Consider the following 13,398-nt stretch of genomic DNA (forward strand, 5'->3'; position numbering starts at 1 on the left):
CATGGCTGGATTCCGGGGATGGCCGGGCCTTCTGCTGCTGGCCGGGCTGGCTGGCTGCGCCGGGGCGGCGTCGCCCGGCGCCGACGTGTCGGCGCGGCTTCGCGTGGCCGCTGTCGCGGAAGCCTCCGGGCAGTCCGAGATCGCCGTCTCGGTCCTGTCCTCCCTGGCTGCGTCGGCGCCGGACAACACGGAGGTGCAGGCCCGCTTCGCACGCAGCCTGATCCAGGCCGGCAATCTCGCCGAGGCCGAGGCGGTGCTGATGCGGACGCTCCGCGCCCGGCCCGGCGACGCGCGGGCGCTGCGCGAGCTCGGCCGGATGCGGCTGCTCGAGGGTCGCGCGGCGGAGGCGCTGGATGCCTTCCGCACGGTGCTGGCCGCGGCGCCGCGGGACGTGCCGTCGCTCGTCGGGTCCGGCGTGGCGCTCGACCTGCTCGGGCGCGAGGAGGCGAAGGCGAGCTACGCAGCCGCGCTGGCACTGGAACCCGGCAATTTGGCCGCCGCGAACAATCTGGCGCTTTCCCTGCTGCTGGCGGACCGACCGGCCGAGGCTGTCGCGCTGCTCGGCCCGCTGGCGCGCCGCCACGACGCGCCAGAGCGGGTGAGGAACAACCTCGCCGTGGCCGAGGCCGCGACAGCCGGTGCGAGCGGTGTGGCCCTGAGGGGCAGCTCGGGTTCGACGTCTCTCCGCTGATCATGAAGGCCGGGCTTGGCCTGGCCTGCACCTTCCGGCCTGGGTCCGCCGCGGACCGCCCGAGGCGCGGGTCTGCGAGGCGCTCGGGCGCGAGCTGATGGACCCGGAGCTGGCCGGGGACAACGCCACCGCGGCGCTCGAGGCAGCCCGGACCCTGATCGAGCGGGTGGTCGTCTCGCCGCCGGACGGCGACGGCGGGCCGCCCGGGATCGCATGGGTCGGAGCCTTCGGGGCGATGCGGGCGCTGGGCGGCGCCGTGCTACCGGTCGTTATTCGTGGGCGGACGGGACCGCTACGCGCAAGGCCCGCCTGCCGTTCGGCTGAAGGAGATCTCCGAGGGCAGAGCCCACCCTGCGAGGCCCCTCAGCGCAGCACCACCCCGGCCCTCAGACCCCCACCCGTTCGGCCGCCCCGCGCAGGAAGCCGCCAAGGGCGCGGTGGAAGACGGGCTCGTCGAGCAGGAAGGCGTCGTGGCCTTTGTCGGTCGAGATTTCGATGAAGGAGGTATTGGCGGCGGCGGCGTTCAGGGCGCGGACCAGGGCGCGGGATTCCTCGGTGGGGAACAGCCAGTCGCTGCTGAAGGAGGCGACGAGGAATCGGGTGGTTGTGTTGCGGAAGGCGGCGGGCAGGTCGCCGCCGTGTTCCGAGGCCAGGTCGAAGTAGTCCATGGCCCGGGTGATGGTCAGGTAGCTGTTGGCGTCGAAGCGGTGGACGAAGGTGCTGCCCTGGTAGCGCAGGTAGCTTTCCACCTCGAAGACGTCCTCGAGGAAGGTGAGGGCGGAGGCGCCGCGCAGCCGGCGGCCGAATTTGCGGCCGAGGGCGGCTTCCGAGAGGTAGGTGATATGCGCCACCATCCGCGCCACGGACAGGCCCTTGGCCGGGATGCGCCCGTCTTCCCAGTAGCGGCCGCCGACCCAGTCCGGGTCGCCGTGGATGGCGGCGCGGCCGACCTCGTGGAAGGCGATGTTCTGGGCGGAGTGGTAGGCGGCGCAGGCGATGGGGGCGGCGGCGGCGACCATCTCCGGGTAGGTGGCGGCCCATTCCAGCACCTGCATGCCGCCCATGGATCCGCCGACCACCGCCAGCAGCCGTGCGATGCCAAGGTGGTCCACAAGCAGCTTCTGGGCGCGGACCATGTCGCGGATGGTGATGGAGGGGAAGTCGGTGCCGTAGGGCCGCGTCCCGTCCGGCATGGGCTCGGCGGGGCCGGAGGAGCCCATGCAGCCGCCCAGGACATTGGCGCAGATGACGAAGTAGCGGTCGGTATCAACCGGCTTGCCGGGGCCGACCACGGCTTCCCACCAGCCCGGCTTGCCGGTGATGGGGTGGCGTTCGGCCACGTATTGGTCGCCGGTCAGGGCGTGGCAGACCAGCACGGCATTGCTGCGCTGGGCGTTCAGCTTGCCGTAGGTGCGGTAGGCGACGGCCAGCGGTGCGATGACCGCCCCGGAATCGAGTGCCAGCCCCGCCGGGAAGATGGCGCGCTGGTGGTCGATCTGCGGCGTGCGGGCGAGTGCCTCGGTCATGCAATCCCGGGGGTCTTGAACGGGCCGAGAAATAGGGCCGCGGATCCCGGGGGGCAACCGCTGCCTTGGCGGGGGGCTGTGCTGCGTCTATGCAGGGCGCCCCTCTTCCAGCCGGAACAGCCCCCATGAGCGTCATGCCGCGCCCGTCCATCCTCTCGGTGGAGCCCTATGTCGGCGGCGAATCCAAGGTGCCGGGGGTGAATCGCATCATCAAGCTCTCCTCCAACGAGGGGGCTTTCGGCCCGCCGCCGGGCGCGATCGCGGCCATCACCCAGGCGGCGAGGGAGGCGCATCGCTACCCGGATGGCGGCGCCAAGGCGCTGCGGGAGGCGATCGGCGCCCGCTTCGGGCTGAATCCGGAGCAGATCGTCTGCGGCAATGGCTCGGACGAGATCCTCACCCTGCTGATCCTGGCCTATGGCGGGGAGGGGACGGAGATCGTCATGTCCGCTCATGGCTTCCTGATGTACGACCTGGCCGGCCGCTGGTCCGGCTGCCGCGTCATCAAGGTGCCGGAGAAGGATCTGCGGGCCGATGTGGACGGCCTGCTGGCTGCGGTCGGGCCGCGCACGAAACTGCTGTTCCTGGCCAATCCGAACAACCCCACGGGCAGCATTTTGGCGCAGTCCGAGCTGGTGCGGCTGCGCCGGGGGCTGCCGGGGGATGTGCTGCTGGTGCTGGATTCGGCTTACGCGGAGTATGTCACGCTGCCGGATTACGACCCGGGCCAGGCGCTGGTCGATGCCGGCGACAACACGGTGATGACCCGCACCTTCTCCAAGATCTTTGGGCTCGGCGGCATGCGGCTGGGCTGGTGCTATGCGCCGCCGGCGGTGGTGGATGTGCTGGGCCGGGTGCGCGGGCCCTTCAATGTGAGTGGCGCGGCCATGGTCGCCGGCATCGCGGCGCTGGCGGAGCCGGGCTGGATCGAGGCCTCGGTCGCGCACAATACCGAATGGCGCGGCAAGGTGGCGGCGGCGCTGGAGGCGGCGGGGCTGAAGGTCTGGCCGAGCCAGGGCAATTTCCTCCTCGTCGATTTCGGCGCGGCGGAGCGGGCCAAGGCAGCCGATGCGCATCTGCGCGGCCGCGGGCTGATCGTGCGCGCCATGGGGTCCTACGGCCTGGCGGCCTGCCTGCGCATCACCATCGGCACCGCCGAGGAATGTCAGATGGTGATCGAGGCGCTGACCGAATTCTGCCGAAATGGCTGAGCCTCTCTTCGACCGGCTCTGCCTGCTCGGCGTCGGGCTGATCGGCTCCTCCATCGCCCGCGTGGCCCGGCAGCGGGGCGACCTGGCCCGCACGGTGGTGGCGCATGCCAAGACGCCGGCGACGCTGGACCGGGTGCGGGAACTCGGCATCGCCGATGTGGTGGAGGCCGATGCGGCGCGCGCGGTGCAGGGCGCCGATTGCGTGATCTTCTGCGTGCCCGTGGGCGCGAATGCGGCGGTGATGGCCCAGGTCGCGCCGCATCTGAAGCCGGGGGCCATCGTCACCGATGTCGGCTCCACCAAGATGAGCGTGTTCCGCGACCTCGGCCCGCTGCTGCCCAAGGGGGTGCACCTGGTGCCGGCGCATCCCATGGCGGGCACGGAATTCTCCGGCCCCGATGCCGGCTTCCCCGAGCTGTTCCAGGGCCGCTACACCATCCTGACGCCCCTGCCGGACGCCGACCCGGCGGCGGTGGAGAAGGTGCGGGAGCTGTGGCGCCGCTGCGGCAGTATGATCGAGACGATGGATCCGGCGACGCATGACAAGGTGGTGGCCATCGTCAGCCACCTGCCGCATCTGCTGGCCTTCACCATCTGCTCCACCGCCGATGACCTGGCAGAGGAAACGAAGGAGCAGGTGCTGAAATTCGCCGCCTCCGGTTTTCGGGACTTCACCCGCATCGCGGCCAGCGATCCCACCATGTGGCGCGACGTCTTCCTGAACAACCGGGAGGCGCTGCTGGAGATGCTGGCCCGCTTCACCGAGGACGCGCAGGCACTGGGCCGCGCCGTGCGCTGGGGCGAGTCCGGCTTCATCGAGGACCGCATCCAGCGTGGCCGGAAGATCCGCAAGGGGCTGATCGAGCGCAAGCAGGCCTGAGGGTCCGCCCAGCACCCTCCCGGCTGCGTCCTGCCTGGATCGGCGGATGCGGGAAGCAGGGCCTTCCTGCTCCCGCGGCAATCGGCGGATCGGATCTAGCCGCAGGTGATCCGCACCGCAGGGATCACCGCGCTCCACTGCGGGTTGGGGCTACCGGCCGCCGCCTGGTGCATGAACAGGCCATAGGAGGTCGGCGAAGCGGAGACGAGGAGCTGCGCATCGACGGGGGGATAGGGCGAGAGGTTGAATTGCAGCCGGATTCGTTGGGCGCCGCCGGTGTTCCGGATATCCGCCCGGTAGATCGTTTTCCTCAGCTGGGGCTGCGCGCGATTGGCGGGCGCCATCGCGAAATCCACCAGCACCCTGCCGTCGCAATAGAGATGGGCCGCCTGTGCCGGAGCAGCCAGCGTTGCAAGCGCGAGCCCAGCCGCGGCAACCAGGCCGATCCGATGCAGCGTCTTCATGGTGAATTCCCCTTTGCGTGGCGCGACGGTAGGGGGAACCGGTGCCGTGTTACCAATTCATTCGAAGGCAAATGGCGTCAGCCTCGCCTATGGACCGAATAGGACATCCCTGCATGCGCGAACCGCCGCGCAGGGATACCCTGTCTGGCTGCCACTGGGCCGCGCAGCGCCAATGGGCGACCAGGCCCGCCGAAAGGCCCCGGGGCCGGCTTCACGGAGCTGTTCCAGGGCCGCTACACTATCCTGGCCCCGCTGCTGGAGCATGATCGAGACGATGGATCCGGCGACGCAAGACAAGGTGGTGGCGATCGTCAGCCACCTGCCGCATCCATCCGGCTTCATCGAGGATCGCATCCAACGCGGCCGCAGGATCCGCCAGGGTCTGATCAAGCGCAAGCAGGCTTGAGCAGCGACATGGCCAAGGCCGCCCCCCCAAAACCCAACCGCAGCACCCTGCTGGCGGTGGAGGATATGGAATTCCTGCTGCGGGACGAGATGCGCTCGGCCCGCTTCGGCATGGAATACCTGAAGGCGGAGCTGGCGCTGCGCGACTGGGGCGTGCGCTCCACCATCGTGGTCTTCGGCAGCGCCCGGGTGCCGAGCCCGGAGGAGGCGGAACGCACGCTCGCCGCGGCCGAGGGGCCGGAGGCGCAGCGCTTGGCCCAGCAGCGGCTGGACTTCTCCACCCACTACGACAAGGCCCGCGCCTTCGCCCGCATTGTCAGCCTGCGCGGCGGGGCGCTGGCCGAAAGCGGTGGGCCGCGGGACAATGTGATCGCGACCGGCGGCGGGCCGGGCATCATGGCGGCGGCCAATCGCGGCGCGGCCGATGTCGGCGCGCCCTCCATCGGCTTCAACATCACCCTGCCGCATGAGCAGGCGCCGAATGAATGGTCGACGCCGGCGCTGACCTTCCGCTTCCACTATTTCGCCATGCGCAAGATGCACCTGGCGATGCGGGCCAATGCGCTGGCGGTCTTCCCCGGCGGCTTCGGCACCTTCGACGAACTCTTCGAACTGCTGACCCTGGTGCAGTCCCGCAAGACGGGTCCGCTGCCCATCGTGCTCTTCGGCAGCGCCTATTGGAACGAGGTGGTGGATTTCCGGGCCATGGCCCGGCACGGCATGATCGACCCGGCGGATCTCGACCTGTTCGAGGTGGTAGACGAGCCGGAGGAGGGCTGGGCGGCGCTGGTCCGCCGCGGCCTGAAGGCCCATACGCCCCCAACCGACCGGCCGGCGGCAGTCGCGGCGCCCAGGCGGCGTCCTCGCGGCTGAGCCTCACCCCCGCCGACGCAGCACCAGCACCCCCGCCACCCCCTGCAGCGCCAGCGTAACCCAGAGCGCGGCCTCGGCCCCCGCTGCCTCCCGCAGCAGGCCGAAGGCGGCCGGAGCGAAGGCATAGAGCGCCTGGTTGATCGCCTGCATCAGCGCCACCACCCGCCCAACCTCGGCCGACGGAAACTCCGCCTGGACGATCAGCGGCGGCAGCGACAGCAGGTTGCCCACCCCCAGCCCGAACAGGGCGCAGCCCGCCAGCAGCAGCGGCACGGATCCGCCGGCGGAGACCAGCGCCAGGCTGCCCGCCATCTGCACCGCGAAGGTGGCCGCCGCCGCCCAGCGCCGGCGCCGCCCGGCCGGCAGCACCCAGCCGGTGACGGTCCGGCCGAGCAGGGCGAAGACCGTGACCAGCGCCATGGCGAGCCCCGCCCCGCGCGGCCCCAGCGCCGGGACCAGCAGCGAAATTAGGTGCGTCACCAGCCCCATCTGCGCGAAAAGCCCCAAGGCGAAGGCCAGCGACAAGGCGCGGAACAGCGGGTCCCGCAGCAGCGCCCCCCGACTGCGCGCGGGCGCCGCCGGCGGCGCGGGCGGGGCCGCGCCGACCCGGCCATCCGGCTGCTGGCCGTATTCCGCCGGCACCCGGGCCAGAACCCGCCCGGCCAGCGGCCAGACCACCGCCAGCAGCAGCGCCGCCACCACCGCGGTGGCCGTCCCGAAGCCGAAGCCCGCGATCAGCCAGGCCCAGAGCGGCACCATCAGGATGCCGCCGGCGCTCGCCCCGTTGAAGGCCATGGCGAGCGCCGCCGGCCGCCGCCGTTCGAACCAGGGGGAGAGCATGGCATTGATCGCCGCCCCGCTGGTCAGCGCCCAGCCCATGCCGGTCAGGGTGGCCGCGGCGAAGAGCAGGGCGGGAAGATGACCGAATCCCCATCCGAGCAGCCCGGCCGCCGAGGCCAGCGCCCCCGCCCGGGTCACCGCGGCGATGCCCCAGCGCCGGTGCCAGTCCGGCAGCCCCGCCACCAGCGCGGCCGCCACCAAAAAGTGCCAGGTGACCGCCGCCGAAAGCAGGCCCAGCCGCCAGCCGCGGTTTTCCGCCAAGGTGGCGATGAAGATACCGGGGCCGTAGAAGCCGATTCCCCAGGCGAAGACCGCCAGCAGGAAGGCGCCCGCCACCACGCGCCAGCCCTGGAACGATGCCTGCATGGGGCGATCCTGGGCCATCCGGATGCGTCAGGGAAGCTGCCCAGGCGTTGGACATGTGTTGCCGCAACGCAATACGCATGCTAAGGCGCCGCCGCCGCATAAAGGGGGCGGTCACACCTGCCCCCCGGACCCGCGTGCCGCATTTCACGCTCCGACCAGAGACAGGACCGGGATCCCCTTGGCCTCCGAAGCGACCACCGTAACCTCGGCCTCCACCCAGGCCCCGAACCCCACCGGGCTGTCGGAGCGCTATGCGCTCGCGCTGCTCGGCATCGTCGATGACCTGCGCGCGACCGAGCCGGGTGCTGCGGACCGTATCGCGGCCGACCTCGAGCGTCTTTTCGGGCTCTGGCAGGGGGATGCGGGCTTCCGCGCCTTCGTCGCCGATCCGCGCCTGGATGCCGCCGAGCAGAAGCGCGCCATCTTCGCGGTGCTGGAACGGGCCGGGATCGGCACCGAGGTCCGCAACCTGCTGGGCGTGATGATCGTCAACCGGCGTCTCTCCGCCCTGCCGGCGGTCGCCGCCAGCTTCGGCGCGCTGCTCGCGGAACGCCGCGGCCAGCAGATCGCCACCGTCTCCACCGCCCATGGCCTGACCGACACGCAGCGCTCGCAGATCGTCGCGCGGCTGACGGAGGCCGGCTATTCCGGCGTGCAGTTGAAGGAAAACGTGGACCCGACCCTGCTGGGCGGCCTCGTGGTCCGGATCGGCTCGCGCCTCTATGACAATTCTCTCAAGTCCAAGCTGCAGCGCCTGCAGTACGCCATGAAGGGGGCCGCCTGATGGATATCCGTCCTGCCGAAATCTCGGAGATCCTGAAGGCTCAGATCTCCGGCTTCGACGCCGAAGCCAATGTCGCCGAGGTCGGCACCGTGCTGACCGTGGGCGACGGCATCGCCCGCGTCTTCGGCCTGCAGAATGTCATGGCCGGTGAGCTCGTGGAGTTCCCGGGCGCCGGCATCAAGGGCATGGCGCTGAACCTCGAGACCGACAATGTCGGCGTCGTCATCTTCGGCGACGACAAGGGCGTGAAGGAAGGCGACACCGTCTCCCGCACCGGCGAGATCGTGGACGTCGGCGTCGGCAAGGGCTTTCTCGGCCGCGTCGTGGACGCGCTGGGCAATCCGATCGACGGCAAGGGGCCGATCCAGATCGAGAAGCGCATGCGCGTCGAGGTCAAGGCGCCGGGCATCATCCCGCGCAAGTCGGTGCATGAGCCGATGCAGACCGGCATCAAGGCGATCGACGCCCTGATCCCGATCGGCCGCGGCCAGCGCGAGCTGATCATCGGCGACCGCCAGACCGGCAAGACCGCCGTCATCCTGGACACCATCATCAACCAGAAGGTGGCCAACGACGCTGCCGGCGCCGATGACAGCAAGAAGCTGTTCTGCATCTACGTCGCCATCGGCCAGAAGCGCTCCACCGTCGCGCAGCTGGTGAAGACGCTGGAGGAGAACGGCGCGATGGAATATTCCATCGTCGTCGCCGCCACCGCCTCCGACCCCGCGCCGATGCAGTTCCTCGCCCCCTATACCGGCTGCACGCTGGGCGAGTACTTCCGCGACAATGCCATGCATGCGGTCATCTTCTACGATGACCTGTCCAAGCAGGCCGTCGCCTACCGCCAGATGTCGCTGCTGCTGCGCCGCCCGCCGGGCCGCGAGGCCTATCCGGGCGACGTCTTCTACCTGCACAGCCGCCTGCTGGAGCGCGCGGCCAAGATGAACGATGACTTCGGCGCCGGTTCGCTGACCGCGCTGCCGGTCATCGAGACGCAGGCCGGCGACGTTTCCGCCTACATCCCGACCAATGTGATCTCGATCACGGACGGGCAGATCTTCCTGGAGACGGAGCTGTTCTTCAAGGGCATCCGCCCCGCCGTGAACGTCGGCCTCAGCGTCTCCCGCGTCGGCTCCGCCGCGCAGATCAAGGCGATGAAGCAGGTGGCCGGCAAGATCAAGCTGGACCTGGCGCAGTACCGCGAGATGGCGGCCTTCGCGCAGTTCGCCTCCGACCTCGATGCCACCACCCAGGCCCTGCTGGCCCGCGGCGCGCGGCTGACGGAACTGCTGAAGCAGCCGCAGTACAAGCCGGTTCCGGTCGAGGAGCAGGTGGTGGCGATCTTCGCCGGCACGCGCGGCTATCTCGACAAGGTCGCCCTGAACAAGGTCGGCGAGTTCGAGCGGCAGTTGCTGTCCAGCCTGAAGGCGCAGCAGCCGGAGATCCTGGCCTCGATCCGCACCGATCGCGAGATCAAGAAGGACACCGAGGCCAAGCTGACCGCCTTCCTCGACAACTTCGCCAAGTCCTTCGGCTGAGATAGAGCGCAATGGCCAGCCTCAAGGCACTTCGCGCGCGCATCACCTCGGTGAAGAGCACGCGCAAGATCACGCAGGCGATGAAGATGGTCGCGGCCGCGAAGCTGCGCCGTGCCCAGTCGCAGGCGGAGGCGGCGCGCCCCTATGCGGAACGCATGGAGCGCATGCTGGCCTCGCTCGGCGCCTCCGTCGCCGGCAGCCCGGATGCGCCGAAGCTGCTGGTCGGCAGCGGGGCGGACCAGGTGCATCTGCTGGTCGTGGTCACCGGTGACCGCGGCCTGGCCGGCGCCTTCAACACCAATGTCGGCCGCTTCGCCCGTTCCCGCATCCGGGAGCTGGAGGCGGCTGGCAAGACGGTGAAGGTGCTGGCGGTGGGCCGCAAGGGCGCGGCCTATCTGAAGCGCGACTACGGCAGCCGCATCACGGCCGAGATCTCTCTGGCCGGCAAGAAGCGCGTCGAATTCGTCGATGCGCAGGAGATTGCCGCCCGCATCACCGCGATGCTGGAAGCCGGCGAATACGATGTCTGCACGCTGATCTACAACCGCTTCCGCAGCGTCATCAGCCAGGTGCCGACGGCCCAGCAGATGATTCCGGCCGTGGTGCCCGAGGGCAGCGCGACGGAAGCCGCGACCGGCGCCCAGGCGCTGTACGAATACGAGCCGAACGAGGAGGAAATCCTCGCGACGCTGCTGCCGCAGAACCTGGCGATCCAGGTCTATCGCGCCATGCTGGAAAACGCCGCCGGCTTCTTCGGCAGCCAGATGACCGCGATGGACAATGCCACGCGCAATGCCGGCGAGATGATCAACAAGCTCACGCTGAACTACAACCGCACGCGACAGGCCAACATCACCCGGGAGCTGATCGAGATCATCTCCGGTGCTGAAGCTGTCTGACCAGGGAATTGGCACGATGAAGAACAACGTCGGCAAGGTTTCGCAGGTTCTGGGCGCCGTCGTGGACGTGCAGTTCCCGGCCGAGCTGCCTGCCATCCTGAACGCGCTGACCGTGAAGATCGAGGACCGCACCCTGGTCCTCGAAGTCGCGCAGCACCTGGGCGAGCGCACCGTCCGCACCATCGCCATGGACACGACCGACGGCCTGGTCCGCGGCACCGAGGTGGTGGACACCGGCGCCGGCATTTCCGTGCCGGTCGGGCCGGAGACGCTGGGCCGCATCCTGAACGTGATCGGCGAGCCGATCGACGAGCGCGGCCCGGTCGGCGCCGAGAAGTCCTACACCATCCACCGCGCCGCGCCGTCCTTCGAGGAGCAGGCGACCTCGGCCGAGATCCTGGTGACGGGCATCAAGGTGGTGGACCTGCTGGCCCCCTACCTGAAGGGCGGCAAGATCGGCCTGTTCGGCGGCGCCGGCGTCGGCAAGACCGTCACCATCCAGGAACTGATCAACAACATCGCCAAGGGCCATGGCGGCGTCTCCGTCTTCGCCGGCGTTGGCGAGCGGACCCGCGAGGGCAACGACCTGTACCACGAGATGGTGGATGCGGGCGTCATCAAGCTGAACGAGGGCAATACCGAAGGCTCCAAGGTGGCGCTGGTCTATGGCCAGATGAACGAGCCGCCGGGCGCCCGCGCGCGCGTCGCGCTGTCCGGCCTGTCCATGGCGGAATACTTCCGCGATGAGCAGGGCCAGGACGTGCTCTTCTTCATCGACAACATCTTCCGCTTCACCCAGGCGGGCGCCGAAGTCTCCGCGCTGCTGGGCCGCATCCCCTCCGCCGTGGGTTACCAGCCGACGCTGGCGACCGATATGGGCGCGCTGCAGGAGCGCATCACCAGCACGAAGAAGGGCTCCATCACCTCGGTGCAGGCCATCTACGTGCCGGCGGACGACCTGACCGACCCGGCGCCGGCCACCTCCTTCGCCCACCTCGACGCCACGACCGTGCTGAACCGCTCGATCGCCGAGCTCGGCATCTTCCCGGCCGTGGACCCGCTGGACAGCACCTCCCGCGCGCTCGACCCCCGCATCGTGGGCGAGGAGCACTATCGCGTGGCGCGCGAGGTGCAGCGCATCCTGCAGACCTACAAGTCCCTGCAGGACATCATCGCGATCCTGGGCATGGATGAGCTGTCCGAGGAGGACAAGCTGATCGTGGCCCGCGCCCGCAAGCTGCAGCGCTTCCTGTCGCAGCCCTTCCATGTGGCCGAGGTCTTCACCGGCTCCCCGGGCGTCTTCGTGAAGCTCGAGGACACGGTCCGCTCCTTCGGCGCGATCTGCGCCGGCGAATACGACCACCTGCCGGAAGCCGCCTTCTACATGGTGGGGACCATCGAGGACGCGGTGAAGAAGGGCGAGAGCCTGAAGGCCGCCGCCTGATTGAGCGGCCTGCCGGCGGAGGCGCCTGCCCCCGCCGGCTATCGACAGATTGAGGACAGGTTTCCCCATGGCCACCTTCCAGCTCGAACTCGTCTCCCCGGAAAAGCTGCTGCTCAGCCGTGCGGTGGAGATGGCCGTGCTGCCCGCCGCCGAGGGCGAGATGGGCGTGCTGCCCGGCCACGCGCCGATGATCGTCACCCTGCGCGGCGGGGTCATCGCGGTGACCGAGAACGGCCAGGTGACCGAGCGCCTCTACGTCGCCGGCGGCTTCGCCGAGGTGACGCCGGAGCGCTGCACCGTGCTGGCCGATGAGGCGACGCCGGTGGGCCAGCTTTCCAAGGCCGCTGCCGAGGCGCGCATGCGGGACGCCGAGGCCGCCTATGCCGCCGCCGCGATGGAAACGCCCGAGAAGCGCGACGCCAGCATGGCCCGCCTGCTCTCGGCCCGCGCCATGGTGCAGGCCGCCGAGGCGGCCTGACCGCCAGGCGCTATAACCGCTTGAATTCGGCACCCCGCCACAGAACATTATTCACGCCCGCCGCCGGCTGCCTCGCCGGCGCGGGTCGTCGCGCCGCGCGGTGCGGAACGCGCGCATCGGCCGGGCGGGATGCAGGATGAAGCACTGGCGTATCGAGCAGGTGGCCTGGGACAGCTTCGATCCCAGCCGGCTCGACCCCGAGATCATTCCGCTGGTCAAGGCCGCGGCGATGGTCGAGCGCAATGGCGACGACTACGCGCTATACCTGCAATCCGTCTTCCATGACGACCCGGACTTCCACCAGGCCGCCGGCCATTGGGCGGAGGAGGAGGTGCAGCACGGCGACGCGCTCGGCAAATGGGCCATGCTGGCCGATCCGGGCTGGGACTTCGAGGAAGCCTTCGCCCGCTACCGCGCCGGCTACAAGATCGACGTCAAGGCCGATGCCTCGATCCGCGGCTCCCGCACCGGGGAGCTGATCGCCCGCTGCATGGTGGAGACCGGCACCAGCAGCTACTACACCGCGCTGGGCGAGGCGACGGAGGAGCCGGTTCTGAAGGAGGTCTGCCGCCTGATCGCGGCCGACGAATACCGCCACTTCAAGCTGTTCTACGACCATATGAGGCGCTACCTCGCGCGGGAAAACCTGTCCTTTCCCCGCCGCCTGAAGGTGGCCGCCGGCCGCATCGGCGAAAGCGAGGACGACGAGCTGGCCTTCGCCTTTCATTGCGGCAACGAGCCGGTCGGCACGCCCTACGACCATGATCGCTGCATCGCCGGCTATATGGGCCGGGCGATGAACTACTATCGCTACCGGCACATCGAGCGGGGCATGGGCATGGTCTTCAAGTCGATCGGGCTGCAGCCGCGCGGCCGCATGTCTGCCCTCGCCGCCAAAGGCGCCTGGCGCCTGCTGACCTGGCGCCGCGGCCGCTATGCGGCGGCGCTGCGCCGTCCGCCGCAGCCCGGCCACGCCGCCCCGGCAGCGGCCTGACGCCG

General features: G+C 69.9%; 14 protein-coding genes. 11 read left to right on the forward strand and 3 right to left on the reverse strand.

The window, feature by feature from the left end; genetic code table 11:
- Position 1: 1 nt before the first annotated feature.
- Positions 2–691: a tetratricopeptide repeat protein gene (locus J3S20_RS05870; protein WP_216835314.1), complete on the forward strand. Its 690-nt coding sequence runs from the start codon at positions 2–4 to the stop codon at positions 689–691.
- Between the two features lie 386 nt (positions 692–1,077).
- Here the strand turns inward: J3S20_RS05870 and metX are convergent, their stop codons facing one another.
- Positions 1,078–2,217 carry a homoserine O-acetyltransferase MetX gene (gene metX, locus J3S20_RS05875; protein WP_216835315.1) on the reverse strand — a complete coding sequence of 380 codons (1,140 nt, stop codon included), beginning with the start codon at positions 2,215–2,217 and terminating at the stop codon, positions 1,078–1,080.
- A 125-nt stretch (positions 2,218–2,342) separates the two neighbouring features.
- Here metX and hisC point away from each other — a divergent pair, with 125 nt between their 5' ends.
- Together hisC and J3S20_RS05885 are read left to right on the forward strand one after the other, a co-directional pair.
- Positions 2,343–3,428, forward strand: a complete 1,086-nt coding sequence (gene hisC / locus J3S20_RS05880) for a histidinol-phosphate transaminase (RefSeq protein WP_216835316.1) — start codon at positions 2,343–2,345, stop codon at positions 3,426–3,428.
- Positions 3,421–4,308 (forward strand): prephenate/arogenate dehydrogenase family protein, encoded by an 888-nt coding sequence (locus tag J3S20_RS05885; RefSeq protein ID WP_216835317.1) that lies wholly within the window; start codon positions 3,421–3,423, stop codon positions 4,306–4,308. Before hisC ends, J3S20_RS05885 begins: the two co-directional genes overlap by 8 nt.
- A gap of 95 nt (positions 4,309–4,403) precedes the next feature.
- On the opposite strand, the gene J3S20_RS05890 is transcribed toward J3S20_RS05885, so the two are convergent.
- Positions 4,404–4,772 (reverse strand): hypothetical protein, encoded by a 369-nt coding sequence (locus J3S20_RS05890; RefSeq protein WP_216835318.1) that lies wholly within the window; start codon positions 4,770–4,772, stop codon positions 4,404–4,406.
- A 262-nt stretch (positions 4,773–5,034) separates the two neighbouring features.
- On the opposite strand from J3S20_RS05890, the gene J3S20_RS05895 reads away from it, so the two are divergent.
- Positions 5,035–5,178: a hypothetical protein gene (locus J3S20_RS05895; protein WP_216835319.1), complete on the forward strand. Its 144-nt coding sequence runs from the start codon at positions 5,035–5,037 to the stop codon at positions 5,176–5,178.
- Between the two features lie 8 nt (positions 5,179–5,186).
- On the forward strand, positions 5,187–6,050 hold the full coding sequence (locus J3S20_RS05900; protein WP_216835320.1) for an LOG family protein: 864 nt from the start codon (positions 5,187–5,189) through the stop codon (positions 6,048–6,050).
- 3 nt (positions 6,051–6,053) lie between these two features.
- On the opposite strand, the gene J3S20_RS05905 is transcribed toward J3S20_RS05900, so the two are convergent.
- Positions 6,054–7,256 (reverse strand): MFS transporter, encoded by a 1,203-nt coding sequence (locus tag J3S20_RS05905; protein ID WP_216835321.1) that lies wholly within the window; start codon positions 7,254–7,256, stop codon positions 6,054–6,056.
- A 178-nt stretch (positions 7,257–7,434) separates the two neighbouring features.
- On the opposite strand from J3S20_RS05905, the gene atpH reads away from it, so the two are divergent.
- The 6 genes from atpH to J3S20_RS05935 all read left to right on the forward strand — a co-directional run bounded on the left by atpH (position 7,435) and on the right by J3S20_RS05935 (position 13,393).
- Entirely contained in the window at positions 7,435–8,040 is a 606-nt protein-coding gene (gene atpH, locus J3S20_RS05910) for an ATP synthase F1 subunit delta (protein ID WP_246602278.1), read from the forward strand.
- Positions 8,040–9,578 (forward strand): F0F1 ATP synthase subunit alpha, encoded by a 1,539-nt coding sequence (atpA, locus tag J3S20_RS05915; protein ID WP_216835322.1) that lies wholly within the window; start codon positions 8,040–8,042, stop codon positions 9,576–9,578. Before atpH ends, atpA begins: the two co-directional genes overlap by 1 nt.
- Before the next feature lie 11 nt (positions 9,579–9,589).
- Positions 9,590–10,477, forward strand: coding sequence for a F0F1 ATP synthase subunit gamma (locus J3S20_RS05920; protein WP_216835323.1), 888 nt, complete (start codon positions 9,590–9,592; stop codon positions 10,475–10,477).
- Between the two features lie 16 nt (positions 10,478–10,493).
- Positions 10,494–11,921 (forward strand): F0F1 ATP synthase subunit beta, encoded by a 1,428-nt coding sequence (gene atpD, locus J3S20_RS05925; protein WP_216835324.1) that lies wholly within the window; start codon positions 10,494–10,496, stop codon positions 11,919–11,921.
- 67 nt (positions 11,922–11,988) lie between these two features.
- Positions 11,989–12,399: an ATP synthase F1 subunit epsilon gene (gene atpC / locus J3S20_RS05930; RefSeq protein ID WP_216835325.1), complete on the forward strand. Its 411-nt coding sequence runs from the start codon at positions 11,989–11,991 to the stop codon at positions 12,397–12,399.
- A 136-nt stretch (positions 12,400–12,535) separates the two neighbouring features.
- The gene (locus tag J3S20_RS05935; protein ID WP_216835326.1) at positions 12,536–13,393 is read left to right on the forward strand and encodes a ferritin-like domain-containing protein; all 858 of its coding nucleotides are present in this window, start codon (positions 12,536–12,538) and stop codon (positions 13,391–13,393) included.
- The last annotated feature ends 5 nt before the right edge of the window (positions 13,394–13,398 follow it).

Origin of the sequence: Falsiroseomonas tokyonensis (assembly GCF_019024325.1) — a bacterium.
Classification (GTDB): domain Bacteria; phylum Pseudomonadota; class Alphaproteobacteria; order Acetobacterales; family Acetobacteraceae; genus Falsiroseomonas; species Falsiroseomonas tokyonensis.